We start from the raw sequence: 25,168 nt of genomic DNA, 5'->3' as shown, positions 1-25,168 counted from the left end.
GTGTAGATCTCCAGGGGGTCGCCCTCCCGGATCCGCATGGTGCGGCGGATCTCCTTGGGGATCACGATGCGCCCCAGATCGTCGATCCGGCGCACGATACCAGTCGCTTTCATGTCGATTCTCCTCCTGCGGTTGTGGTTACGCCTCTTAGTATCCGCAGGTTTCTTTTGCCTATGCAGGTCGGAGGATGGTTTCATTTGGAATCCATAGAAAAAACCGTCAGACAGGTTTTCCTGCCTGACGGTTTGATAAGACTGAAAGAGGATCAATCCTGAGATTCTGGCTGCTTTTCTGCCTCGGCCACAGCGCCCTCGATGGTGCGGCCCTCGGCCTGCTTGGCGTGACGGTCTACGTCGCCCTGGTTCTTGGGAGAGCGGATCAGCTGGGCGGGGCCCTGGACACAGCCGCCCTCGCAGGCCATGCCCTCGATGAAGTTGAAATCGCCGATGCCCTTGGCGGCCTTCAGGAAGGCCAGCTTGCAGGCCTCAAAGCCGCTGCAGGGCAGGGGCTTGGCCTGGAAGGAGCTGTTCCGCTCCTTGAGGGCCTGGGCCACGGCGGCGGACACGCCGCCGCTGTGGGCAAAGGAACGGCCAAAGCCGCTGGCCTGGTCCAGCTCGGTGTACTCCAGCTTGGACACGTCAATGTCCCGGGACTCAAACATGGCGTACAGCTCCTCGAAGGTGAGGGCGCTGTCCACAGCCCGCATGGTCTTGCCCAGCTTGACCTCCATCTTCTTGGCCACGCAGGGCCCGATGAAGATGACCTTGGCGGAGGGGTCCTTCCGCTTGATATACCGGCCGGCCATGATCATGGGAGAGGGGGTCTCAGAGATCAGGTGGTCCTGGTCGGGGAAGTTCTTTTCCACATAGTCCACAAAGGCGGGGCAGCAGGAGGAGGCCAGCATTCCCTTCTCCTCCAGCTCACCGGCCTCGGTCTTGGCGGTCATGTCGGCGCCCAGGGCCACCTCCACCACGTCGTGGAAGCCCAGCATCTTCAGGCCGGTAACCACCTGGCCCAGGTCGGCGGGGGCGAACTGACCGGCGATGGAGGGCGCCACAGCGGCGTAAACGTTGAAGCCCCACTTCTCTGCGCCCTGGAGCATCTGAATGGCGTCCACGATAAAGGACTTGTCCATAATGGCGCCGAAGGGGCACTGATAGATACAGGCGCCGCAGGAGGTGCACTTGGCGGGATCGATAAAGGCCTTCTTGTCCTCGCCCATGGAGATGGCGCCCGCCTTGCAGCCCCGCTCACAGGGGCGGGTCTTTTTTTCAATGGCGCCGTAGGGGCAGGCGTTGATACACTTGCCGCAGGTGATGCACTTCTTGTGGTCGATCTGGGCCTTGTGGTCCACAATGGTGATGGCGTCCTTGGGGCAGGTATGGATACAGCGGGTGGCGATACAGCCACGGCAGGAGGGGCCCACGGTGATCTCGGTGACGGGGCACTCGTCGCAGGCGATATCCAGCACCTCCACCAGGTTGGGGTTGGTCTTGTCGCCACCCATGGCCATCTTCACACGCTGAGAGATGATGGCCCGCTCCTTATAAATACAACAGCGCATTTTGGCCTCGGGACCGGGGATGATCTCCTCGGGAATATCCAGAATACCGGTCTGGAGATCGTCGTTCCAGGCCAGCCGGGCCACGGAACGCAGCACCTCATGCTTAAGTTCCTGTACGCTGGTTTCAAATACGCGCATTGGTCAACACTCCTTCCAATCATCATTCCTCTTCCAATTTCACTAACAGCATGATAACCGCAGGGTAAGTAACCTGTCAATTAGAATGTTCCCTTGTCTTACACATATTTTTGCCCCTGTTTCTGAAAACCAAAAAGTTTATATGCCTGAACGGGGAAAACTGTGGTATACTGCAAACAAATGTCATGGTAGGGAGGTGACGTTGTGGGCAAATCAGACCTGTCAGTATTGCCCCGGATGGACGCATTGCTGGCCAGTCCGGCCCTGGTGGACAGCGGCCTGCCCCGCTCCGCCCAGAAGGCGGGGGCCAACCGGGTGCTGGACCAGCTGCGCCAGGCCATCCGGGCGGGGGAAACCCAGGTGCCCGAACTGCACATCCTGGCCCAGCGGGCCCGGCAGGCGGCAGAAGAACTGGCCCGGCCCGGCCTGCGCCGGGTGGTCAACGCCACCGGCGTTGCCCTCCACACCAATCTGGGCCGGGCCCCGCTCAGCCGAAGGGCGGCGGAGGCGGTGGCCCAGGCGGCGGAGGGCTACTCCAACCTAGAGTACGACCTGACCGCAGGCAAGCGGGGCAGCCGCACCGGCCGGGTAGAGGAGCTGCTAAAGGAGCTCACCGGGGCGGAGGAGGCCTTTGCGGTGAACAATAACGCCGCGGCGGTGCTGCTCGTGCTGTCCGCCCTGACCCCCGGCATGGGAGTGGCCATCTCCCGGGGAGAGCTGGTGGAGATCGGCGGCTCCTTCCGGGTGCCCGACGTGATGGCCCGCAGCGGCGCCAAGCTGGTGGAGGTGGGTGCCACCAACAAGACCCGTCTGTCCGACTACCAGCGGGTGTTGGAGAGCGGGGAGGCCCAGGCCCTGCTGAAGGTCCACCCCAGCAACTTCAAGGTGGTGGGCTTCACCCAGAGCGTGGAGGTGGAGGAGCTGGCCGCCCTGGCGGCCCGCTACCAGGTCCCCCTGCTGTGCGATTTGGGCAGCGGAGCGTTGGGCCCCGGCCCCTGGCCTCAGGACTACCCTACGGTGGAGAAGTGGGCGGCGGCTGCCGACGTGGTGTGCTTCTCCGGGGACAAGCTGTTGGGCGGACCCCAGGCGGGTATCCTGGTGGGCAAGGAGGAGGCCGTCAGACGGCTGAAAACCGACCCGCTGGCCCGTGCCCTGCGGCTGGACAAGCTGTCCCTGGCGGCTCTGGAGGCCACTCTATTGGACTGGCGGGACGGGGTGTCCGTCCCTACCCGGGCCATGCTGGAGACCCGGCCCCGGGACTTGCGGCAAAAGGCTGAGAGATTGGCCGCTCTGCTTACGCCCTTCTGCCCCTGTGAGGCGGTGGAGACCGCCGGGGAGGCGGGGGGCGGCACCCTGCCTGGGGAGAAACTGCCCTCCTGGGCGGCAGCGCTGGACCCGGCGGAGGAACTGGAGGTCTTCCTCCGGGGGTGGTCCACCCCCATTCTGGGCCGGATCCATAAAGGGAAACTGCTGCTGGACGTGCGTACCCTGCTGCCGGGGGAGGAGGACATCATCCGGGATGCCCTGGGGGCGTGGAAAGGAGAACGGCCATGATCCTGGGCACCGCGGGCCATGTGGACCACGGCAAGACCGCCCTGGTGAAGGCCCTCACCGGGGTGGACACCGACCGGCTGGCGGAGGAACGCCGCCGGGGCCTCACCATCGAGCTGGGCTTTGCCCCCCTGACCCTGCCGGGCGGGGAGATGGTGAGCATTGTGGATGTGCCCGGCCATGAGAAATTTGTGCCCACCATGCTGTCCGGCTGTGCCGGTATGGACCTGGTGGTGCTGGCTGTAGCCGCTGACCAGGGCCCCATGCTCCAGACCCGGGAGCATCTGGCCATCCTGTCCCTGCTGGGCCTGAAAGGGGGCGTGATCGCCCTCACCCGGGCCGACCTGGGCGTCAAGCCGGGGGCGGAGGAGCAGGTACGCGCTCTGGTAAAGGGCACCTTCCTGGAGAATGCCCCCATCATCCCCACCTCGGTGGTGACAGGGGAGGGGTTGGATGAACTGAAGAGAGCCCTGGCTGAGCTGGTCCAAAAGACGCCGGAGCGGTCGGACCGAGGAGACTATCGCCTCCATGTGGACCGGGTCTTTTCGGTGGCGGGCAGCGGCACAGTGGTCACCGGCACCCTCACCGGCGGTTCCCTTCGCCGGGGGGACAGGGTGCGCCTGTGGCCGGGGGATAAAATTGCCCGGGTGCGGGGTCTCCAGAGCCACGGTACCGACCAGGAGGAGCTGGCCCCCGGCAGCCGGGCGGCGGTGAATCTGGCGGGGGTGGACCGTGGGGAGGTGTCCCGTGGGGACACCCTGGCCCCGGCGGAGGGGCTTACTATCACCCAGCGGCTGGATATGGCCCTGAAGGTGCTGCCTCAGGCCCCCTATGCCGTCAAAAACAATTCCACCCTCCACCTCCACCACGGCGGGCGGGCGCTGATGTGCCGGTGTATCCTGCTGGGCCGGGACAGGCTGGAGCCGGGGGAGGCGGGCTTTGCCCAGCTGCGGCTGGACCAGCCCCTGGCGGCTCTGCGGGGGGACCGGTTCGTGGTACGCTTCTTCTCCCCGGTGGTCACCGTGGGGGGCGGCGTGATCCTGGACCTGGAGCCCCCCGCCAAAGGGCGGATGGACCCGGCCCGGCTGACCCGGCTGGCCGCCCTGGCGGCGGGGAAGAAGCCGCCCCGCTCTACAGCCCCGGCCAAAGAAGCGCCGCCGCCCCCGGCGCCGGAAACCGGCCCGGAGCTGGAGAAGAAACTATGTGAGATCTACCGGGCTGCTGGACTGGAGCCCCCCGCCAACGAGGAGGTGGAGCGGGACTTCCCCGGACAGGAGACGGCCTGCCGCCGGGCAGGCAGAGCCCTGGCCGACCGGGGGGTGCTGACCCCGCTGTCCCCCAAGGTGCGGGCCTGGGGAGAGAGCTGCCTGGAGGCGCAAAACAGGATGAAGGCCCGGTTCGACACAGGAATGTTTACCCTGGCCCAGGCCAGGGATATGCTGGGGATCTCCCGCAAGTATGCCCTGCTGCTGCTGGAATACTGGGACCGGGTGAGAATCACCCAAAAAATCGGGGAGGGGCGGAGATTTCTGTAACTCCCCGCCATATGGGGGCGGAAGGGTATCTGGTGAGCCCCGCGGTCTTCAAAACCGTTGGGGACGGCGTTCCCGTCCTGGTGTGTTCGATTCGCACCCGCCCTCGCCATTTTTAAAATAAAGGAGGAAGCCCCATGGAATTTCAGAGTAAGCCCGGCCGGCTGTGGGCCGAGAATGAGGAGGGAAAGCTGATCGCCGAGATCACCTTCCCGGAGGAGCGGCCCGGCGTGGCGAATATCAACCACACCTTTGTGGACGGCTCCCTTCGGGGCCAGGGGGTGGCGGGCCAGCTGGTGCAGGGGGCCGCGGACCAGATCCGTGGCCGGGATATGAAGGCGGTGGCTACCTGCTCCTATGCCGTCAAGTGGTTTGAGAGCCACCCGGACCAGCGGGACCTGCTGGCGGAATAACGAAGCAAGAAAGCGCTGGGCGCGGCCAAACGGCCGCGCCCAGCGCTTTTTATGAGGGAAAATAGGGAGAAACAGGGAGAGATCAGATCTCCATGTCCAGCAGGTAGGAGGACAGGCCCTTGCCGTGCATATCCACGGACAGGGAGCGGGTGACGCCGCCGCCCAGAGCGGCGTACATCACAAAGTTGAGGGCGTGGATGTTGGGCAGCTCATAGCGAACCACCTCGCCCTTGACCATGCCCTTGAAGTGCTCCTTCACCTTCTCAGGGGTGACCTTCTCCTTGAGCAGGTCGTAGTCCTTGGGGTCGTAGGCGATGAGGGAGATGTTGGAGATGTTGCCCTTGTCGCCGGTACGGGAGTGTGCAATATCCCAGAGTTTCATAGCAAATGCTTCCTTTCTGTCCCAGTATCAGACGGTGAAGATCTCGGCCTCGGGCTTGACGTCGTAGCGGCTCACCAAAATGGAGGCCACGGAAACGATGTCCCGGGTGCGCTTGACGGCGCCGCAGCCGCCGGCGGGGCCATTGGTATAGAGAGCCTCCACCTCGTTGCCGATGAGGTCGGCCTCAGCCTTGGTCTTGGCACGGCCGGCCACCCGCACCCGCACCTCGCTGGGCTCCTGGTTGTACTGGTAGTCGGGGTTCCAGTACAGGCTGTTGCAGCCGATGAGGTCGAACTTCAGCTCCTCGAACACGTTGGGGGCCACCAGCTCCAGCCGCTCCTTCAGGATGTCCAGGGCCAGCTTGCCCCGGGCCACGCAGCCGGGGCCGCCGTAGCTGATCTCGCCGTCGCCGATGAAGCAGTCCTTATAGCCGATGGAGCACTTGAAGGTCTCGGTGCGGGGCTTGCCGGTGATGCCCTCCACCTTCACCATATCCTTGCCGATCTCGGTAAACTTGATCTGCTTGCAGTCGGCCACCACGTCGGGGGTCAGATAGTTCTCAGGATCGTGGATCTCGTAGCAGATCTGCTCGGAGCAGGTCTCCACGGTGACCATACCGCCGGCCTCAGGCACCTTGGTGACGAAGAAGGAGCCGTCCTCGGACACCTCAATGATGGGGAAGCCCAGGTGGCCGACGCCGGGCACGTCCTTCTTGCCGGGCTCGGCGAAGTAGCCGCCGGTGACCTGGCCGCCGCACTCCAGCAGGTGGCCCATGATGGTGCCCTTGCCCAGCTTGTCCCAGTCCTCCAGGGACCAGCCGAACTCGTGGATCATGGGGGCCATGAAGATGGCGGGGTCGGCCACACGGCCAGTGATGACCACGTCGGCGCCCATATCCAGGGCCTTCAGGATACCTTCCACGCCCATGTAGGCGTTGGCGGACACGATCTCGCCGCCCAGCTCCTTCAGGGGCTTGTGGTTCTCCCATACCTCGGTATCCATGTACTTGTCGATGACGGGCAACAGGTCGTCGCCGGTGACGCAGGCGATCTTCATGCCCGTAAGGCCGTGCTTGCGGGCGATCTCCACGCACTTCTGAGCAGCGGCCTGGGGGTTGGCGGAACCCATGTTGGTGATGAGCTTCACCTTGTGCTGCCAGCACAGGGGAAGGGCCTTCTCCATGCGGTGCTCCAGCAGGCCGTTGTAGCCCTTGGCGGGGTCCTTCAGCTTGGCCTGCTGGCCGATAGCGATGGTGCGCTCGGCCAGACACTCGTAGCTGATGTAGTCCAGATTGCCCTTCTCGATGAGCTCCAGGGAGGGCTCCAGGCGGTCGCCGGCATAGCCGGCGCCGCTGCCGATGCGGATGCTTTTCATACAATGACTTCCTTTCTGACCAAAAAGGTGGATAGGTGAAGGGAATGGATTAGATGGCGATGGCGCCAGTGATGAAGGCCACAGCCACCATCACCAGGGAGACCAGCCAGGCCAGGGGAATGGTCTTCTTCTGATGCTCGCCCAGATCTACGCCGGACAGACCCACCAGCAGGAAGGTGGAGGCGGTGAGGGGGGAGATGGGGAAGCCCACGGTCATCTGGCCCAGAATGGCAGCGCGGCCCACATCGGCGCCCACAATGCCGAAGCCCTGAGCGGTGGTGGCCAGTACGGGCAGCACGCCATAGTAGAAGGAGTCGGGGTCAAAGAGCAGGGAAGCGGGCATGGCGATGATGCCGATGATGAGGGGGAAGAACTGACCCATGGAGTCGGGGATGATAGCCACCAGGGCGGTGGACATCTCGGAGATCATGCCGGTGCCCTGCATGATGCCGGTAAAGCAGCCGGCGGCAAAGAGCACGGAGCACATCATGAGGGCTTCCTTGGCGTGGGCGTCCACACGGGCCTTGGAGTCCTTCACGCGGGGGTAGTTGATGACGGTGGCCAGCACGTAGAACACCATGAACACCACAGCGGGAGCAAAGCCGGAGAACAGCAGGGAGATGATGGCAGCGATGATGAGGACGATGTTCACCCAGAACAGGTGGGGCCGCAGCAGGGCCTTCTGCTCGTCGGTGAGCTCCTGCTCGGTATGACCCACAGCCTGGAGAGCCACGGCGCCGATGCGCTTCTTTTCGCGGCTGCCCAGGAAGGCGGCGATGAGCAGCACACACACCATACCGGCCAGCACAGCGGGCAGGACAGGCATAAAGAACTCGGTGACGGTGGCCTCGGTGCCCTCCATGGTGGCCAGGGCGGTGTGGGCGCGGATGGTGGGGCCGCCCCAGGGCAGGATGTTCATGGTGCCGGCGGACAGGGCCACGATGGTGGCCAGGGTGGTGCGGCGCATCCCCAGCGCGTCATACAGGGGGAGCAGGGCGGGCACGCAGATCAGGAAGGTGACGGCGCCGGAGCCGTCCAGGTGCACGATGGCGGCCAGCACAGCGGTGCCGATGCCGATCTTGATGGGATCGGTGCCCACCAGGTTCAGGATGCCCTTGATGATGGGACGGAAGGTGCCGGCATCGGTGAGAATGCCGAAGAACAGGATGGAGAAGATGAACATAACGCCGGTGGCGGCCACCGAGCCGATGCCCTTGGAGCCGGTGATCATACCGCCCAGGGACTTGAAGTTGGCCACAAAGTCAACGACGCCCTGTGTGCCCTCCGGGGCACCCTCGGGAACCACGGCCATAAAGAAACAGGCGATGATGCCGGTGACCACAGGAACCACAATCAGGGCCACCAGGGGGGATGCCTTCTTGGTCATGATGAGCACCAGCATGATCACAACCGTCAGGAATCCCAGGATTGCTAAAGGTGACATGAACGATACCTCCTCTTGATTTCGACGGCCCTCTCTCCGACCGCCGTTGCCTCTGGATAAAGCAAGATATGTGCCAAATGCGGAATAAAGGCGAAAAAAGGGGGAAGCCCTTGCGGCACAGTGCCTTTCTTGCTTTGCTGCGCCAGAGGAAGGGAGATGGGAATTCTAATATTCTGGAAATCAGGAGGGGATGGCGGAGAGAGAAGGGACGTTCAGAGGAGACCGCTCAACGCATTCTAATATTCTGGAACAACATTCCAGTATTTTAGAATTCTACTTGCCGAGCTTATTGTAGAGGCTGGCCAGGGAGATGCCCAGCTGGGCGGCAGTGCGCTTTTTTCCCTCCAGAGAGGTGCCGTTTTTCTCCAGCAGGTTGAGAATGACCCGCTTTTCAAAGGCCCGGGTCCGTTGAGCCAGGGTAAGGCCCGCGTCCTCCTGCTGGTGGACCAGGTCGCTGGGAAGGGCCTCCTGATTGATCACCCCGGAGGGGGTGAGGTAGGCGGAGAACTCCAGTACGTTGCGCAGTTCCCGCACGTTGCCCGGCCAGCTGTGGGCCTGAAGCCGGGCGATGGCATCCTCGGTGAGGCGGAAGGGACGGCGCAGCTTGTGGGAGAAATCCTCCAGAATGGCCTGGGCCAGGGCGGGGATGTCCCCCGGCCGCTCCCGCAGAGGGGGAATATGGAGGGGGAAGGTGCTCAGCCGGTAGTACAGGTCCTTGCGGAATTTGCCGGCGGCCACATAGGCGGGCAGGTCGGCGTTGCAGGCGGCGATGACCCGCACGTCCACCGCCACCTCTTTCAGGCCGCCCACGGGGCGGATGGTGTGCTCCTGAAGGACCCGCAGCAGCTTGGCCTGGAGCCCCACGTCCATCTCGGAGATCTCGTCCAGAAAGAGGGTGCCGCCGGAGGCCGCCTCGAAGAGGCCCATCTTGCCCCCCCGCTTGGCCCCGGTAAAGGCCCCCTCGGTGTAGCCGAAGAGTTCGGATTCCAGCATATTGGCGTTGAAGTTGGAGCAGTTGATGGCTACAAAGACCCCGTCCCGGCGGGAGCTGGCGTTGTGGATGGCCTGGGCGTACAGCTCCTTGCCGGTGCCGCTCTCGCTCTCCAGCAGCACGGTGGCGTCGGTGACGGCAATGCGCTGGGCCAGATCCTTCACCCGGGCTACCGCCGGGGTCACCGCCACGATGTCGTCAAAGGTGTACCGGGCGCCGTTGGCCTTGCTGATGCTGTGGAGGGCCTGGCGGCTGCGGGCCTCCACCGCCTCCAGCTCCTCTCTGGTCTGGTAGGCGTCCTCCAGAAAGGTGACTACGCTGAGCCCCCCCACCAGGGTGTCCCCCTCATAGATGGGGTAGAGGTTGACGAAGTAGAAGTCCTTGATCTCCTGACGGGTGATGTGGAGGATGGGCTTGCCCGCCTGGAGCACGTCGGGCAGCCGGGCGCCGGGACGCAGGTCCCGCAGGTATTTGCCCTCCACCGACTCCAACGGTTCCCCCGATTCCTTGCGGAGAAACTCCAGATAGGCCTGATTACAGAAAACCAGCCGGCCCTCGGTATCGATGATGGTGATGCCCTCCCGCATGGCGTCGAAGGTGGCTCGGGCGGCGGCATTGAGTTCCATGGTGGTCCCTCCCAGGTTTAGTTACTGTAGATTATACCCGGTTTGTCAATCGGGGGGAAGAAAAAGAGGGGACGCTCCAAGTTGGAGCGCCCCCCCGGAAGGGAAAGGAAGTAATCAGGAGAGATCGGCGGCGGAGAAATTCATCAGGATCTGCGCCACCTCGGCCCGGGTGGCGGAACCTTGAGGATTAAGGGTATTGCCGCCCACGCCGTTGATGATGCCCTTCATGGTGCACCAGCACATCGCTTCGTAGGCCCAGTCGGACACCTGATCGGCATCGGCATAGTCCAGGGGGAAGGCCCAGGCGCCCTGGAACCCGCCGCCGGTGTGCTGCACATAGCGGTACAGGATGGTGGCCAGCTGCTCACGGGTCACGGTGTCGTCGGGGGCAAACACGGTGTCGCTGTAGCCCTTGACGATACCGTTCCCGCTGGCCCAGGCCACGGCGTCGGTGTACCAACTGTCGGCGGTCACATCGGAGAAGGCCAGGGCGGCCTCAGGCTCCGGGGAACCGGCCAGCCGCCACAGGATGGTGACGACCATGGCCCGGTTGGTGGTCATGAGGGGGGCGAAGGTGGTGGAGGAAGTGCCGTCCATCAGCTTGTTGTCATAGACGTACTTCACGGCCCCATAGAACCAGTCGTCGGCCTTCACGTCAGTGAAGGGCAGGCCGGTCTCCACGGGAGTGTCGTCCTCGGTGAAGGAGGCCTCCACGGTGACGGCGGAAGAGGGCATGGTAAAGGTGTACTTGCCGTCGCCCTTGTCGGTGAGCTTGATCTCGTTGCCGTTCTTGTCGGTAACGGTGAGGGTATCCAGCTTGTAGCCCTCGTCAGGCTTCACGGTCAGGGTGACGGTGAGGCCCTTGGGGGCCCGGGTGCGGCTGGCGGTCACAGTGCCGTTGTCTGCCTTGTCCACGGTGATGGCGTAGGAGGTGGAGACAACAATGCTTCCGGCATCTTCCAGCGCCAGCTTGGCGGCGTACAGGTCCTTGGCGGCCTGATCGATGACCGCCTGAGCGGCCTGGGCGGCGTCCTCGGTGTCAAAGCTCTGGCTGCCCGTGTTGGCCACAGTCTGAGCAGCAGTCAGGGCGCTCTGAAGGGCAGCCCAGCTGGAGGCAGTATAGTCCGCCTCGTTGAGTCCGGACAGGTCGGCAATGAGAGCCTCCAGACCGGTGACGGAGGTGGCGTAGGTGTTATAGGCGGGAGTCACCACCTGGCAGTAGAACTGGAAGGGGACGGCGTCGGTGTCCACATAGTGCTGGGATCCGTTGGAGTCATGGGCCAGATAGAGGGTCTGGTCATTGACCACACGGCTGATGGTGTAGGAGCCGGCGGAGCCGTCCACGGGAGCGATGGTCATTGCCTGGGCCTCAGTGGTAACAGGCACCTTGCTGCCGGTATTGGTGGCAGTGTTCAGATTGAGATACTTGTCGTCGGCCACACTCTGAATGGTATACCCGGCGTCGGACTCGGTGACGGTCCACTGCTGGGCAATGGGATTCAGGCTGTTCAAAGGCAGCCGTCCATCGGAGGCTTTGCCCTGCACCTGGTCTGTGAGATTGCCATTCAGATGATACAGGATGCGCCCGCTACCGGTGTGGAAGATGGCGTAAATGCTGCCGGAGTCAATGCCGTCGGTGTCCAGATCATAGGTAACGGCTTCTTTGTGGGGAACGGTCTCTACCTCGTCAGCATACCGGTTGGGCAGGACCACGCCGTCCTCTCCCTGGACCGCCACATCGGCAGAAGCATGGAGGGTGATGCCGATGGAGGTAATGGAAGCAGTGATGGTGGCGGCACCGGAAGCGACGGCGGTGACCACGCCGCCGTCTACGGTGACTGCGTTGGGGTTGCTGGAGGTCCAGCTTACCTCCCCGTCAGCGGGGGTATAGGTGGCGGTAAGGGTGGCGGTTTCCCCCACCTTCAGATCCACCACGTCCTGATCCAGGGAGATGGAGGGCAGCTCGGCGGAGTCGCTGAGCAGATACCAGCCCTCGCCCAGCAGGTCGTTTACGTCCAGCGTCTCGTACTGGATGGTGTTGGTCTCGTTGCCGTACTCATAGAGGATGGCGAAGGTGTCCAGCTCAGGCAGCTGGGTCACGCAGGAGTAGCTGAAGTTGCCCGCGCCCTGATAGCGGGGCTCGTCGTCGTTGAGCCAGTGGACCACATTGGAGTTGTCCACATAGCCGATGCGCACCACGCCCTGGGTACGCTGTACCACCGGGTAGGAGGCCAGGATCAGGTTCTCATAGACTCCATCGGGCCCCACCAGGATGCCGTCCAGGTTGATGAAGGACACCATGCAGCCGTTGCCGGGGTTGCGGCTGTCCAGGTCCATATCCTTCTGGCAGGTGCCCCAGGTGACGCCGCCGTCGGTGGAGTCGGCGTAGCTGATGTAGTGAATGGTGTTGCGGGAGTACATCCGCAGAGTGCCGTCGGGGAGGGCGACCACCTGGGACTCACTGGTCTTGCCCACACCGTTCAGGCCGTCGTTGTGCTCACCCCGGGTCCAGGTGAGGCCGCCGTCGTCGGAGTAGATGACGCTGGCCAGCTCGTTGCCGGTGGCGTTGTCGTACAGGGGGAACACCAGCCGCTCCTTGCCCTCATACTGGAAGGACAGGCCGCGGCCGGGGCACACGCCGGTAAAGGCCTCGTTTTCAGCCAGCTTAATGTCCAGGAACTGGGGATCACTCCACTCCAGGCCGTTCTCGGTGACGGTGGCGGAGCGGTGCATGATGTAGAACACAGGGTAGGCCTTCCAGGCGGAGTTGCGGTAGAACAGGTTGCTCTGTACCGCGTTGGAGCTGCTCAGCTGGAGGCACAGGTCGGGGGTGATAACGCCGTCCTCTTCTACGTATACGTTCAGCCAGGCGTCCACCCAGGCGCCGCTCTGGCTGTCGTCCTCAGCCTTGCAGATGGGATAGAGGGTGATGGTCTCGCCGTTGACGGACTTCTCCACGCCGGCCTCAGCGTTGTTGATGTCGGCATAATAAGTGTAATCAGCCACAGCGGTGGAGGCGTCCCCGCCGGTGGTACCGCGGGTCACCAGCAGGCGGCCCTCCTTGTCAAAGCCGGAGCTCTCCCGGCCCATCCGGTTGCCGCTCATCAGACCCACATAGGAGGGGCAGGCGTCCACCACCATGTGGACGGTGCCGTCCTGGGCCTGGAGGATGGAGGGGTCAATAAAGGAGGCGCTGGCCTGTCCGGTCGCGTTGTCGGCCATGTCGTCATAATAGTTGACCACGTCCCAATTCCAGGTAGCGCCACCGTCCTTGGAGAGGCTGACGATGGTGTCCAGGTTCTGGGGGGAGTCGCCGGAGGTACGCCAGCGAATGTCAGAGGCCGCCACAATCCAGCCGTTATCCAGGGTAATGAGGGCGGGGATGCGGAAGTACTGGCTGTCGGTGTCCTCCTTCACAAAGGGCTGGCCGGTGCTGGTACCGGAGTCGGCACCGGGGGCCATGTCGGGCTCCACCTCGGTCTGCTTGAAGAAGCGCAGACCGTAACCGGTGCTGCCGGTGAGGAAGACGGTGTTGCCGGAGGGGTTGAAGGAGAGGTAGCTGTCGCCGGAAGCGATGGTGTACAGCCCGGTCTCCCCGTCAAAGTTGATGGTCAAAACCACCGCCTCGGCGGAGGTGGCGAAGTTGGAATTGCTAGCCTGGGATAGATCCAGATAGTAGCCGCTGTCTACGCTCTGGACGGTGTAGCCGCCCTCCACGGCGGTGATGGTCCACAGCTGGCGGGAGGCGTCAAAGCCACCGTTGAGAGCCAACTCATCGCCAGAGACCGAAGCGGTGACCTTGTCGGTCTTAGCGGTGCCGGTGTGGTAGAGGATGCGGTTGCTGCCGCCGGCATCGTCCTCATTGGTGTAAATGGCGTACACTTTGCCGGAGTCCACTCCGTTGGTGTCCCGGATATAGGCTGTGGCAGTGGGTACGGCGGCCAGCGCCGCCGGCATGAGCCCGGCCAGCAGGCAGAGACTCACAAACAGCGACAACAGGCGTTTCCAGGTGTGTTTCATTTTGATCCTTCCTTTCATTTCATCTTGTCAAATGGCATGGAGCGGCAGTTGACGCCCGACAGACGTCAAAGGTTGGAAATATTATACCATGGAGGAAAATATTTTTCATTGCACGGAAATGTAAAAAAATTTTTTTAAATATTGGGTAAAATGTATAGGGAGTTTTTGGAGAAGTGGAAAAAATACAGCTATTTTGATGAATAAAGGAAGTTGAAACAGAAGCATACAGCGGAAAAAACCCACGCCCCCGACTCGGCATCTGCCGAGTCGGGGGCGTGGGTTCAAATGAGACGGATCACTGGGCCAGGGTCTGGCAGAAGCGGGCCAAAATCACAGCGGCCTGGGCCCGGGTGGCGGAACCGGCGGGAGAGAGGGTGGTCCCGCTGGTACCGGTGATAAGGCCGGAGCCCACCGCCCACTCCATGGCGCCGTCGGTGGAGGAGATGGTGCCCAGGGTGAGAGCGCCGCCGTCGGGGAAGCTGAGCCACAGAGTCTGGCTGGTCAGGCGCTTGCTGTCAGCGCTATTGGGATCGTCGGCGCGGAAGAAGCTGGCCCGGATCTCCAGGGGGAGGAGCAGACTGGACGCGCCCTGTATGGTGCGGGAAAATAAGGGGAGGGATGATGAAATTTCATACTTTTCTTTTTCCAAAAAGCTTTTATACTAATGGTATCCTAAGTGCGGGGCTGCTTATCTCAACCTTGCGTACATCGGATCAATCGTAAGAAGGAGCGAAGAGAATGGAACAGAAGAAAAAGTCCCTTGCCAGCCGGATCCCGCCAAAAGTCTGGCTGCTCATCTCCTTTGCGGTGGCCATGCTGGTTTGGTACATCATGTCCATCATTCCCCAGACTTCCCGAGCTTTCCCCAATGTAGTGGTGACCATTCAGGGTCTGATGACCATGGTGGAGCGCGGCGTGTTCTGGCAGGACTTGAGCAGCAGCTTGATCTCCGTGGCAATGGGTTATGCCATCGGCTTTGTGATCGCCCTGCCTGTGGCCATCCTGATGGCCTGGTATGTGCCGGTGCGTAACATCCTGGAGCCCTGGATCCAGTTTATCCGTAACATCCCCCCTCTGGCCTATGTGCCTCTGATCGTGATCTGTGCCGGCGTGGGCCGGCTGCCTCAGGTGATCGTGATCACCATCGCCTGCTTCCTCATCATGTGTGTGACCATTTACCAGGGCGTTATCAACGTGGATGAGACCCTCATCAAGGCCGCCCGGGTTCTGGGCGCCACCGACCGGGACATCTTTATCCGGGTCATTACCCCCGCCACCCTGCCCTTCATCCTCACCGCTGTCCGGCTGGGTGCTTCCGTTGCTCTCACCACTCTGATCGCAGCCGAATCCACCGGCGCTATGGCCGGCCTGGGTATGCGTATCCGGTCTCTGAACAACAGCTTTGACGCGGCCCCCATGCTGGCCTACGTCATCATCATCGGCATCATCGGTATTACTCTTGAAAAAATCATCAAATTCTTGGAAAGGAAGCTGACGGGATGGCAGGAGAAGAGAGAAATCTGATCGTCAAGATCGATAACGTCCGCAAGGTATACAATACCCGCAACGGCGAGATGGTAGCCCTGAACGGGGTGGACCTGGACATCTATGAGAACGAATTTATCTGCGTGGTAGGCCCCTCCGGCTGCGGTAAGTCTACCCTGCTCAACATCATCGCCGGCCTCCACGAGGCCACTTCCGGCGCTGTCTACTGCAAAGGCAAGAAGGTCACCGGCACCGGCACCGAGCGCGGCGTGGTCTTCCAGCAGTACGCCCTGTTCCCCTGGCTCACCGTGAAGAAGAACGTCATGTTCGCTCTGGAGATGAAGGGCATCAAGGGCAAAGAGGCCGAGGATCTGGCCATGAAGTACCTGGAGAAGGTGGATCTGACCAAGTTTGCCGACCACTATCCCAAGGAGCTGTCCGGCGGCATGAAGCAGCGCGTGGCCATCGCCCGCGCCTACGCCGCCGACCCCGAGGTGCTGCTGATGGACGAGCCCTTCGGCGCCCTGGACGCCCAGACCCGTACCCAGCTGCAGACCGAGCTGCTGGAGACCTGGGAGAAGGACCGCAAGACCTGCTTCTTCATCACCCACGATGTGGAAGAGGCTATTATCCTGGCTCAGAAGGTCATTATCATGTCCGCACGGCCCGGCCGCATTAAGTCCATTATCAACATCGACATCCCCTATCCCCGTACTCAGGAGACCAAGATGTCCCCCCGTTTTCTGGAACTGAAGAACGAGATCTGGAGCCAGGTCTACCAGGAGTACCTGGAGGTCCGCAAGTAATCGGGTTGGAACGGCACAGGCCGTTGCAATAGAGGAAAAAACCCCAAATAATCAATAGGAGGAAATGAACGTGAAGAAGTTTCTTGCCATGCTCCTGACCGTGGCCATGCTGGGCGGCGCTCTGGCTGCCTGCGGCGGCGGCGAAACCACCAGCACCCCCTCCGGCAACACCGGCACTCCCGCCGGCAACTCCGAGACCCCCACTGTTGAGACTGTTGATATCAATGTGGGCTATATGCCCAACTACGGCGGCCTGTGGAGCCTGATGACCGCCAAGGAGAAGGGCTTCTTTGAGGAAGAGGGCCTGAACGTCACCCTGACCCAGTTCGAGGACGGCCCCACCATCATCGCCGCCATGGAGAACGGCTCCGTGAACTTCGGTTACATTGGCCAGGGCGCTCATAAGCTGTGCGTCCAGGGCAACGCTACCATCATTGCTCTGTCCCACATCTCCAACGGCGACGCCCTCATCGGCGGCCCTGGCATCAGCACCGTTGAGGACCTGAAGGGCAAGACCGTGGCCTACTCCTCCGGTACCTCCAGCGAGGATATCCTGCGCAACGCTCTGGCTGCTCACAACATGACCATGGATGACATCCAGGCCATGGACATGGATGCTCCTTCCATTGTGACCGCCATGATGTCCGGCGGCGTGGACGCCTGCGCCACCTGGTCCCCCAACAGCCTGACCATCCTGGAGGGCATGGAGGGCACCACCAAGCTGGCCGACAACATGACCTTCTCCGACACCACCGTGTCCCTGGCCAGCTGGATCGCCACCCCCAAGTACCTGGAAGAGAACCGCGACGTGGCCGTTCGCTTTGTCCGCGCTCTGATGAAGGCTATGGATTACGCTGCTGACGGCAACTACGAAGAGGTTGCTCAGTGGTGCGCCACTCAGGCCGCTCTGGACTATGACACCATGTACAATCAGCGCGGCGACGCCGACTGGCTCACCGGCAAGGAAGTGGTGGACGGCGTGGCCGACGGCACCGTCAAGGGCTACTACGAGCTGCAGCAGAAGAACCTGCTGGACGGCGGCTCCATCACCGAAGAGGATGTCTGCCCCGTCGAGGATTACGTGGACTTCGATCTGATGACCGAGGCCGGCAACTACTAATGTGACCCCAGGAGGGGCGGCGGCGGAACACCGCCGCCGCCCCTTTCCCGCGTAAACAGATTCTTTACAAAGCCGGAGTGAGCGGATACAATAGCACCGGAAACCACAACTGGAGGAGGACAAGCTATGCTTCTGTTGTTGGCCGTGGGGCTGCTCATCGGCTCCATTCTGGTGCTGTGCGTCAAAAAGAATCTGGAGTCCCTGCTGCTGGTAGGACTGTGCCTGAGCCTTACGGTCTATTTCGTGGGGCTGATGGTCTTTATTGCCAAGAAGGGCGGTCTGTCCCAGGAGGTCATGAACTTCCTGTTTTTCAACCAGAAGATTCGCATCTGGGTGCAGTACCGCTTTATTACCCTGGGACAGCTGGGCTACATTGTGGCTCTGGGCCGCTATCTGTTTCCACTGTTCCTGCTGGAGATGGCCTTCCAGTATTCCATGCTCTCCGCCCTGCGGAAGGCGCCGTTGGTCCGGAAGCTGGTGCTGGTGCTGCCTATTGTTTCCCTGGTGCTCTATTACCCCAGTGTGTATCGGAGCCTGGTGATGAAGGTGGCGGCAGCCAAGGACGTGCTGGTCCAGTTCTCTTATATCTGGGTCATGTGCTATGTGGTGCTGGCGGTAGGGCTGCTGGTTGTGGAATACTGTTCTACCACCATGCACTTCTCCAGGCGGAAGTTTCTGCCCATCGTCATCTCCCTGGTGGCCCTGGCCACTCTGTATGTGATATACTGCGGCCAGGACCCGGGACAGATCTACCGGTTCTACAGCTACGACTATACTTGGATCAAGGGTGTGGGCTATCTGCAATTCGCCCTCAGCATAGGCGGTTATATGGTCCTGGTGGCGGTTAACCTGGTGTGCGGTATCCTGGGTCTGGGCAGTATGTTGCGTTACACTCAGACAAGCTTTGCGTCCGACCGGGACGAGGTGGTGCTGGAGCGTAAGTTCGATGTGGCCCGCACCGGCGCCTCGGTCTTTGTCCACAGCATCAAGAACCAGTTGCTGGCCAACCGGGTGCTCTACAAACGTATCCGTGCCGAGCTTCAGAAAGAGGAGCCCGATCTGGATAAGGTGCGTGGCTACTCCGACAGCCTGTGCGACAACAACGAGCTGCTGATCGACCGTTCAGAGGAACTCTACCGCACGGTCAAAGCCAAGTCGGTACGACTGGTTCCGGTGACCTTGGGCCGCCTGGAGGAGATCACGCTGGACCGGTTCCGCAAAAAATATCCTGATGGCCGGGTCAGGGCGCTGATGGACCGGGAGATCCAGGTACTGGCTGATGAAAACTACCTGAGCGAGGCCCTGTATAACCTGCTTACCAACGCCTGGGAGGCCACCATCGGATATGAGGAGACCAGGCCGGTGGAGCTGGTGAGCCACCAGGAGCGGCTGTATACGGTTCTGGAGGTCAAGGACCACGGTCCCGGTATTAAGACGGGAGAATTCAAACACATCTTTGAGCCTTTCTATTCCAGCAAGAACAGCAATTTCAACTGGGGCATGGGTCTGTACCATGTCCGTACCATTGTTCGCAGCCACCTGGGTTCCCTGCGGGTGGAGAACCGGCCGGAGGGAGGAGCTTCCTTCTTCATTCTGCTGCCCCGCTATGGTACTATCCAGCCGAGGCAGGGAGGAAAAAAGCATGATACGCATTTTGGTCGCCGAGGACTTTGATCTGATCCGGGAGGATCTGTGCGACGTCCTCAACCAACAGGAAGATATGACCGTGGTGGGCAGCGCCGCCAGCGGAAAGGAGATCGAGGCCCTGGCCCTGGAGACCGACTTCGATCTCGTTCTTATGGATATCGAGATGGAGACTACTACCGCCGGTATCCAGGCCACTGAGCACATTCTGGAGAAAAAGCCGGAGGCCAAGGTCCTTTTCCTCACCGCCCACGAGACTGACAACATGATCCTTACCTCCATGGGCGCGGGGGCGGTGGATTATATCGTCAAGGGCTGCGAGGACGCCGAGCTGCTCCAGCATATCCGCAGCGCTTACGCCGGCCAGGCCATGCTGGACGGCAAGATCCAGAACCTGCTGCTCAAGGAGTATTCCCGCCTGCGCACCTCGGAGCGGTCCCTGCTCTTCTTTATCAGCACGGTTTCCCAGCTTACCGCCGCTGAGCGGGATCTGGTGCGGCTGCTGCTGGAGGACAAGAAAATCAAAGAGATCGCCGCGGAGCGGTGTGTAGAAGTTGTCACCGTCAAGACCCAGATCAAGAGCCTGCTGCGGAAGTTCGGCTGCACCCGTACCAAGGAGATCGTGGATATCATCCGGGAATTGAACGTAACCCATTTGTTTTAAGCACTGACATACCGTCATAGAAAGGAAGATCCACATGGACTATTATCACATTTCCGCCCAGGACCTGGGCAAGGATGCCAAGATTCCCGTCGTTAAGCTGGGGGACTCCGGCGAGGTGTTCTATGAGATCGCCATGGAGATGATCAACACCATCAAGGCTCACAATGAGAAGGGCGAAAAGACCGTCTTTATCTGCCCCGTGGGTCCTGTGGGCCAGTATCCCATCTTTGTCCGCCTGGTGAACCGGGACCGGATCAGCCTGAAGAACTGCTGGTTTATCAACATGGACGAGTATCTCAATGACGACGACACCTATATTGAGAAGGAGAGCCCCCTGTCCTTCCGTGGCTTTATGGAGCGCACCGTGTACAGCCAGATCGACGAGGAGCTGCTGATGCCTGCCGAGCAGCGGGTGTTCCCGAACCCTGCCGACCCCGGCTATGTGGACCGGCTTATCGAGGAGCTGGGCGGCGTGGACATCGCCTTCGGCGGCATCGGCATTAACGGCCATCTGGCCTTCAACGAGTCCCGTGAGGACATGACCGCCGAGGAGTTTGCCGCTCAGGGCACCCGCGCTCTCAGCCTCAACCCTGAGACCCGCACCGCCAACGCCATCGGCGACCGCTGCGGCGCCATCGATGCCATGCCCCACCGGGCCGTCACCATCGGCATCAAGCAGATTCTGGGCGCCCGCAAGGTCCGTCTGGGCGTGTTCCGGGAGTGGCACCGCTCCGTGGTCCGCCAGGCCGCTTACGGCGAGGTGACCGCCCACTTCCCCGCCAGCCTGCTGCAGAACCACCCCGACGCCATCATCTTCACCAATTCCCTGGCCGCCGGCCAGCCCTTCTGAGGTACCTTATGAAACGAACCCTCTTTACCAATGGCAAGGTCTATGTAGACGGCCAGTTCCAGGACACCGACCTGCTGGTGCAGGACGGCCGGGTAGCCGGCTTCTCCGGCAAGGCCGATGAGGTGGTGGACCTGGGCGGCAAGCTGCTGATCCCCGGCTTTTTGGACCTGCACACCCACGGCGGCGACGGCGTGGACGTGAATGCCGCCACCGCCGGGGATCTGGCCAAGATCGGCCGGTTCTTCGCCAAGAACGGCACCACCGGCTGGTTGTGTTCCATCCTCACCGATACGCCGGAGCAGACCCTGTGGTGCATTGACCAGGCCAAAGCCGCCATGGCGGCTCCCATCACCGGAGCTCAGCTTATGGGCATCCATCTGGAGGGCCCCTTCCTTTGCTCTGCTTACAAAGGCGCTATGCCAGAGCATCTGCTGCGGAAGGGTGATCCTGCCCTGTTCCGGCAGTATCAGCAGGCCGCCGAGGGCGCTGTCCGGTATATCACCGTCTCTCCCGAGGTGGAGGGCGTGGTGGATATGATCCGGGAGATCTCCGGCCACACCACCGTGGCCATCGGCCACTCGGGGGCCGACTACGAGACCTCCTGTGCCGCCATTGACGCGGGAGCCGCCTGCTGCACCCACACCTTCAACGCTATGGGGCTGTTCCACCAGCACCGTCCCGGCATTATGGGTGCGGTCCTGGAGCGTCCCGTGTGCTGCGAGGCCATCTGCGACGGCCGTCACCTCCATCCTGGTTCCGTCCGGATGCTCCTGGCCTGCAAGGGCTGGGATAGGGTAGTGGCGGTGACCGACTCCATCCAGGCCGCCGGTCTGCCCGACGGACACTATAAGCTGGGCGTCAACGACGTGGTGGTGGAGGACGGCGACGCCAAGCTGGCCTCCAACGGCGTCCGGGCCGGTTCTACCCTGACTACCGGTCAGGCCCTGAAAAACCTGGTGAAGTTCACCGGGGAGAGCGTGGAAAAGGTGCTCCCCCTGCTGACTGCAAATCCTGCCCGCCTCATCGGTATGGACCACCGGAAGGGCTCCATCGCCCCCGGCAAGGACGCCGATCTGGTGGTTCTGGACCAAGATCTGAATGTAACTGCAACCTATGTGGCCGGCGTCAACGTATACGCCGGAGAGAATTAAGGAGGAACTTATTATGCCTTTGGTACCGCTGAGACCTTTGATGGAAGCCGCTGAGCAGCACAACTACGCCCAGGGCGCTTTTAACGTGAATGCCGTGGCCCAGGCCAAGGCCGTCATCGAGATGCACGAGACCTTCCGCTCCCCCGCCATCCTGCAGGGCGCCGACCTGGCCAACGCCTTCATGGGCGGCCGGGTGGACTTTGCCAACGGCACCCTGGAGGACAAGAAGAAGGGCGCCCGCAACATCGCCAACGCCGTGAAGAAGTACGGCGAGAACTCCCCCATCCCCGTGGTGCTCCACCTGGACCACGGCAAGGACTTTGACTCCTGCGTGGCTGCCATCGAGGGCGGTTACACCTCCGTCATGATCGACGGCTCCTCTCTGCCCCTGGAGCAGAACATCGAGCTGACCCGCGAGGTGGTCAAGTATGCCCACGCCCGCGGCGTGTCCGTTGAGGGCGAGCTGGGCGTGCTGGGCGGCCAGGAGGACCACGTGTTTGCCGCCACCTCCACCTACACCAACCCGCTGGACGCCGTGGAGTTCATCCAGAAGACCGGCGTGGACGCCCTGGCCATCTCCTACGGCACCCAGCACGGGGCCAACAAGGGCAAGGACGCCAAGCTCCGCAAGGAGATCCCCATCGCCATCAAGGAGTGCATCAACCGGCTGGGCATCTTCTGCGCCCTGGTGTCCCACGGTTCCTCCACCGTGCCCCAGTACATCGTCAAGGAGATCAACGACCTGGGCGGCGATATCCAGAACGCCTACGGCATCCAGGTTGAGCGGCTGATGGAGGCCATTCCCTGCGGCATCCGCAAGATCAACGTGGATACCGACATCCGTCTGGCGGTTACCCGCAACATGAAGGAACTCTTCGCTCAGAAACCCGAACTGCAGAAGAGCCCCTCCATCGGCGGCGTGTACGCCCTGCTGGAGGAGAAGAAGTCCGCCTTCGATCCCCGCGTGTTCTTCCCGCCCATCATGGACACCGTCCTCACCGGCAATGTGCCCGACGACGACGTGGCCCTGCTGATGAGCCGGGTGGAGGCCGGCGTGAAGGAGGCTGTGGGCTCCCTGATCGTCAACTTCGGCTCCTATGGCCGCGCTCCCCTGGTGGAGCAGAAGTCTCTGGAGGATATGATCGCCTTCTACAAGAAGTAAGGAGTGGCCGGAATGAAGCATCTGTATCTGAATCTGAAGCGGTTCGACGTGCCCGTGGAATTCGGTGGCGTCAACCGCATCGCCCCGGTGGCTGACTGGGGCAAGTATATCGTGGAGCACACCCAGGAAGGCCTGAAGCACTACGATCCCAACCAGGTGGAGTTCGTCCAGTACTTCCCCGAGGCCCACATCCTGGGCGCTGTGGCTGCCCAGTGTGAGAACAGCCCCGTGCAGGTGGGCTCCCAGAGCGTCTACCGCATGAACACCGCTGTGGGCGGCAACTTCGGCGCCTTCACCACCAACCGTCCCGCTTCCATCGTGAAGGCCATGGGGTGTACCTCCACCATCATCGGCCACTGCGAGGAGCGCAACGACAAGATGGGCGTGCTGGCCGAGGCCGGGGTCACCGACACCGCCGCCGTCAACCGCCTCTTGAACCAGGAGATCAAGCTGGCCATCGAGCAGGGCCTGAGTGTGCTCTACTGCATCGGCGAGAAGAGCGAGGAGCAGGAGCAGTGGCAGCAGGTGCTGGGCGACCAGCTGAAGATCGGCCTGGACGGTGTGGACACCTCCAAGGTGGTCATCGCCTACGAGCCTATCTGGTCCATCGGCCCCGGCAAGACCCCCGCTGGCAAGGAGTATATCACCAAGATCGCCAAGTTTGTCAAGGAGCAGACCGGCGGCCTGGACGTGGTGTACGGCGGCGGCCTGAAGGTGGACAACGCCGAGATGCTGGCCTCCATCGACGAGATCGACGGCGGCCTCATTGCCCTGACCCGGTTCCAGGGCGAGATCGGCTTCTACCCCGACGAATATCTGGAGATCATCAAGACCTATCTTGGTAAATAAGGAGAGCACACATGAAGCTTGATTTTGAATACGGCCACGGCCTGATGAGCGCTGAACTGCCCGACAACACCGATGTGTTTATCCCCGGCACCACCGTGCCCGATCCTCCGTGCCTGCCCCAGGACTGGGACAGCCTGTACAACGCCACCCTGGAGTCCATCCGCAACCCCATGGGTATGCCTTCTCTGAAGGAGCTGGCCGGCCCCGGCAAGACCGTGGTCTTTGTTATCCCTGACATCGTGAAGGGCGGCAACCAGCCCACCTCCCACCGGAAGGTGTCCATCCGGGCCTGCCTGGACGAGCTGTACGCCGCCGGCGTGGAGAAGAAGGACATTCTGTTCATGTTCTCCAACGGCCTGCATCCCCGTGCCACCGTGTCCGAGATGAAGCAGATCCTGGGCGAGGAGTTGTTCAACGAGTTCTACTGGACCAACCAGATCACCAGCCATGACTCCGAGGACTACGAGCACATGGTGGACCTGGGCGCCACCAAGCGGGGCGACCCCGTGCTGATGAACAAGTATGTCTTTGAGTGCGACATTCCCATCCTCATCGGCCACACCCAGGGCAACCCCTACGGCGGCTACTCCGGCGGCTACAAGCACTGCGCCACCGGTATCACCCACTGGCGGAGCATCGCCAGCCACCATGTGCCCAAGGTCATGCACCGGGACGACTTCACCCCCGTGTCCGGCCACTCCCTGATGCGCACCAAGTTCGACGAGATCGGTATGCACATGGAGGAGAAGATGGGCCATCCCTTCTTCTGCTGCGACGCCGTACTGGACACCTATTCCCGCCAGATCGCCATCTACTCCGGCTACGCCAAGGTGATGCAGCCTGAGTCCTGGAAGCTGGCCAACAAGCGCACCTACGTCCCCTTCGCTGAGAAGAAGTACGACGTGATGGTGTTCGGTATGCCCCAGAACTTCCACTACGGCAACGGCATGGGCACCAACCCCATCCAGATGATGCAGGCTCTCTCCGCCCAGGTAATCCGCCACAAGCGGGTCATGAAGGACAACTGCGTTATCATCTGCTCCTCCATCTGCAACGGCTACTTCCACGACGAGCGGTGGCCCTACCTGCGGGAGCTGTATGAGATGTTCCAGCACGACTATATGAACATCCTGCCCGATATGGACCGGTACGGCGAGTACTTCGCCACCAATCAGGAGTACATCCGCAAGTACCGCTTCTGCAACGCCTTCCATCCCTTCCACGGCTTCTCCATGATGAGCTGCGGCCACATTGCCGAGATGAACACCAGCGCCATCTACATTGTGGGCGCTCAGGAGCCCGGCATTGCCCGCGGCATGGGCCTCAAGACCCGGGCCACCTTTGAGGAGGCCCTGGAGGACGCCAAGAAAAAGTTTGTGGGCCCCAACCCCAACATCCTGGC

At 61.8% G+C, this 25,168-nt stretch carries 21 protein-coding genes and 1 tRNA gene; 14 read left to right on the top strand and 8 right to left on the bottom strand.

Annotation, left to right across the window (positions count from 1 at the left end; translation table 11 throughout):
* Nucleotides 1-113, bottom strand: a 113-nt coding sequence (locus tag B5G40_RS15585; RefSeq protein ID WP_140399826.1) for an AbrB/MazE/SpoVT family DNA-binding domain-containing protein, incomplete at its 3' end; no start/stop codon positions are given.
* Nucleotides 114-265: 152 nt separating this feature from the next.
* The gene (locus B5G40_RS15580) at nt 266-1,702 is read right to left on the bottom strand and encodes a 4Fe-4S dicluster domain-containing protein (protein ID WP_087400530.1); all 1,437 of its coding nucleotides are present in this window, start codon (nt 1,700-1,702) and stop codon (nt 266-268) included.
* 204 nt (nt 1,703-1,906) lie between these two features.
* Between B5G40_RS15580 and selA the strand changes: the two genes are divergently transcribed.
* From selA to B5G40_RS15560, 4 genes are all read left to right on the top strand, one after another.
* Nucleotides 1,907-3,256, top strand: coding sequence for an L-seryl-tRNA(Sec) selenium transferase (selA, locus tag B5G40_RS15575; protein ID WP_242959466.1), 1,350 nt, complete (start codon nt 1,907-1,909; stop codon nt 3,254-3,256).
* On the top strand, nt 3,253-4,788 hold the full coding sequence (gene selB / locus B5G40_RS15570; RefSeq protein WP_087400528.1) for a selenocysteine-specific translation elongation factor: 1,536 nt from the start codon (nt 3,253-3,255) through the stop codon (nt 4,786-4,788). Before selA ends, selB begins: the two co-directional genes overlap by 4 nt.
* 13 nt (nt 4,789-4,801) lie before the next feature.
* Nucleotides 4,802-4,897, top strand: a tRNA-Sec gene (locus B5G40_RS15565).
* A 25-nt stretch (nt 4,898-4,922) separates the two neighbouring features.
* Entirely contained in the window at nt 4,923-5,198 is a 276-nt protein-coding gene (locus tag B5G40_RS15560) for a GNAT family N-acetyltransferase (RefSeq protein WP_087189375.1), read from the top strand.
* Nucleotides 5,199-5,280: 82 nt separating this feature from the next.
* On the opposite strand, the gene B5G40_RS15555 is transcribed toward B5G40_RS15560, so the two are convergent.
* The 6 genes from B5G40_RS15555 to B5G40_RS17425 form a co-directional block, all read right to left on the bottom strand.
* Complete coding sequence (locus B5G40_RS15555) at nt 5,281-5,580, bottom strand: AtuA-related protein (RefSeq protein ID WP_087189376.1); 300 nt, start codon at nt 5,578-5,580, stop codon at nt 5,281-5,283.
* A gap of 27 nt (nt 5,581-5,607) precedes the next feature.
* The gene (locus tag B5G40_RS15550; RefSeq protein WP_087400526.1) at nt 5,608-6,954 is read right to left on the bottom strand and encodes an acyclic terpene utilization AtuA family protein; all 1,347 of its coding nucleotides are present in this window, start codon (nt 6,952-6,954) and stop codon (nt 5,608-5,610) included.
* Between the two features lie 49 nt (nt 6,955-7,003).
* On the bottom strand, nt 7,004-8,398 hold the full coding sequence (locus tag B5G40_RS15545) for a CitMHS family transporter (RefSeq protein ID WP_087389087.1): 1,395 nt from the start codon (nt 8,396-8,398) through the stop codon (nt 7,004-7,006).
* A gap of 273 nt (nt 8,399-8,671) precedes the next feature.
* The gene (locus B5G40_RS15540; RefSeq protein ID WP_087400525.1) at nt 8,672-10,015 is read right to left on the bottom strand and encodes a sigma-54 interaction domain-containing protein; all 1,344 of its coding nucleotides are present in this window, start codon (nt 10,013-10,015) and stop codon (nt 8,672-8,674) included.
* A 114-nt stretch (nt 10,016-10,129) separates the two neighbouring features.
* Complete coding sequence (locus tag B5G40_RS15535) at nt 10,130-14,035, bottom strand: S-layer homology domain-containing protein (RefSeq protein WP_158099561.1); 3,906 nt, start codon at nt 14,033-14,035, stop codon at nt 10,130-10,132.
* Between the two features lie 295 nt (nt 14,036-14,330).
* On the bottom strand, nt 14,331-14,684 hold the full coding sequence (locus B5G40_RS17425) for an S-layer homology domain-containing protein (protein WP_087400521.1): 354 nt from the start codon (nt 14,682-14,684) through the stop codon (nt 14,331-14,333).
* 89 nt (nt 14,685-14,773) lie between these two features.
* Between B5G40_RS17425 and B5G40_RS15525 the strand changes: the two genes are divergently transcribed.
* The 10 genes from B5G40_RS15525 to B5G40_RS15480 all read left to right on the top strand — a co-directional run.
* Nucleotides 14,774-15,559, top strand: a complete 786-nt coding sequence (locus tag B5G40_RS15525; RefSeq protein ID WP_087400520.1) for an ABC transporter permease — start codon at nt 14,774-14,776, stop codon at nt 15,557-15,559.
* Nucleotides 15,535-16,326 carry an ABC transporter ATP-binding protein gene (locus B5G40_RS15520; RefSeq protein ID WP_087400518.1) on the top strand — a complete coding sequence of 264 codons (792 nt, stop codon included), beginning with the start codon at nt 15,535-15,537 and terminating at the stop codon, nt 16,324-16,326. Before B5G40_RS15525 ends, B5G40_RS15520 begins: the two co-directional genes overlap by 25 nt.
* 70 nt (nt 16,327-16,396) lie before the next feature.
* The gene (locus tag B5G40_RS15515; RefSeq protein ID WP_242959465.1) at nt 16,397-17,446 is read left to right on the top strand and encodes an ABC transporter substrate-binding protein; all 1,050 of its coding nucleotides are present in this window, start codon (nt 16,397-16,399) and stop codon (nt 17,444-17,446) included.
* A 126-nt stretch (nt 17,447-17,572) separates the two neighbouring features.
* On the top strand, nt 17,573-19,120 hold the full coding sequence (locus tag B5G40_RS15510) for a sensor histidine kinase (RefSeq protein WP_087400515.1): 1,548 nt from the start codon (nt 17,573-17,575) through the stop codon (nt 19,118-19,120).
* Entirely contained in the window at nt 19,089-19,754 is a 666-nt protein-coding gene (locus B5G40_RS15505; RefSeq protein ID WP_087400513.1) for a response regulator transcription factor, read from the top strand. Before B5G40_RS15510 ends, B5G40_RS15505 begins: the two co-directional genes overlap by 32 nt.
* A 34-nt stretch (nt 19,755-19,788) precedes the next feature.
* Complete coding sequence (locus B5G40_RS15500) at nt 19,789-20,604, top strand: glucosamine-6-phosphate isomerase (RefSeq protein ID WP_087400511.1); 816 nt, start codon at nt 19,789-19,791, stop codon at nt 20,602-20,604.
* An 8-nt stretch (nt 20,605-20,612) separates the two neighbouring features.
* Nucleotides 20,613-21,755 carry an N-acetylglucosamine-6-phosphate deacetylase gene (gene nagA, locus B5G40_RS15495; RefSeq protein ID WP_087400509.1) on the top strand — a complete coding sequence of 381 codons (1,143 nt, stop codon included), beginning with the start codon at nt 20,613-20,615 and terminating at the stop codon, nt 21,753-21,755.
* A gap of 13 nt (nt 21,756-21,768) precedes the next feature.
* Entirely contained in the window at nt 21,769-22,917 is a 1,149-nt protein-coding gene (locus B5G40_RS15490) for a class II fructose-bisphosphate aldolase (protein WP_087400507.1), read from the top strand.
* A gap of 12 nt (nt 22,918-22,929) precedes the next feature.
* Nucleotides 22,930-23,766, top strand: a complete 837-nt coding sequence (locus B5G40_RS15485; protein ID WP_087400505.1) for a triose-phosphate isomerase — start codon at nt 22,930-22,932, stop codon at nt 23,764-23,766.
* Between the two features lie 11 nt (nt 23,767-23,777).
* A partial coding sequence (locus tag B5G40_RS15480) for a lactate racemase domain-containing protein (protein ID WP_087400503.1) occupies nt 23,778-25,168 on the top strand: 1,391 nt, incomplete at its 3' end.

Source organism: Flavonifractor sp. An9, assembly GCF_002161245.1.
Taxonomy (GTDB): domain Bacteria; phylum Bacillota; class Clostridia; order Oscillospirales; family Oscillospiraceae; genus Flavonifractor; species Flavonifractor avicola.
This window is presented reverse-complemented; position numbering and strand designations above follow the sequence as displayed.

Coding starts and splice junctions, on each gene's coding strand:
- selB (WP_087400528.1), top strand. CDS start 3,253: ATGATCCTGGGCACCGCGGGCCATGTGGACCACGGCAAGACCGCCCTG.
- B5G40_RS15510 (WP_087400515.1), top strand. CDS start 17,573: ATGCTTCTGTTGTTGGCCGTGGGGCTGCTCATCGGCTCCATTCTGGTG.
- B5G40_RS15505 (WP_087400513.1), top strand. CDS start 19,089: ATGATACGCATTTTGGTCGCCGAGGACTTTGATCTGATCCGGGAGGAT.
- B5G40_RS15555 (WP_087189376.1), bottom strand. CDS start 5,580: ATGAAACTCTGGGATATTGCACACTCCCGTACCGGCGACAAGGGCAAC.
- B5G40_RS15540 (WP_087400525.1), bottom strand. CDS start 10,015: ATGGAACTCAATGCCGCCGCCCGAGCCACCTTCGACGCCATGCGGGAG.
- B5G40_RS15490 (WP_087400507.1), top strand. CDS start 21,769: ATGCCTTTGGTACCGCTGAGACCTTTGATGGAAGCCGCTGAGCAGCAC.
- B5G40_RS15520 (WP_087400518.1), top strand. CDS start 15,535: ATGGCAGGAGAAGAGAGAAATCTGATCGTCAAGATCGATAACGTCCGC.
- B5G40_RS15550 (WP_087400526.1), bottom strand. CDS start 6,954: ATGAAAAGCATCCGCATCGGCAGCGGCGCCGGCTATGCCGGCGACCGC.
- B5G40_RS15545 (WP_087389087.1), bottom strand. CDS start 8,398: ATGTCACCTTTAGCAATCCTGGGATTCCTGACGGTTGTGATCATGCTG.
- B5G40_RS15580 (WP_087400530.1), bottom strand. CDS start 1,702: ATGCGCGTATTTGAAACCAGCGTACAGGAACTTAAGCATGAGGTGCTG.
- B5G40_RS15485 (WP_087400505.1), top strand. CDS start 22,930: ATGAAGCATCTGTATCTGAATCTGAAGCGGTTCGACGTGCCCGTGGAA.
- nagA (WP_087400509.1), top strand. CDS start 20,613: ATGAAACGAACCCTCTTTACCAATGGCAAGGTCTATGTAGACGGCCAG.
- B5G40_RS15525 (WP_087400520.1), top strand. CDS start 14,774: ATGGAACAGAAGAAAAAGTCCCTTGCCAGCCGGATCCCGCCAAAAGTC.
- B5G40_RS15535 (WP_158099561.1), bottom strand. CDS start 14,035: ATGAAACACACCTGGAAACGCCTGTTGTCGCTGTTTGTGAGTCTCTGC.
- B5G40_RS15500 (WP_087400511.1), top strand. CDS start 19,789: ATGGACTATTATCACATTTCCGCCCAGGACCTGGGCAAGGATGCCAAG.
- B5G40_RS15560 (WP_087189375.1), top strand. CDS start 4,923: ATGGAATTTCAGAGTAAGCCCGGCCGGCTGTGGGCCGAGAATGAGGAG.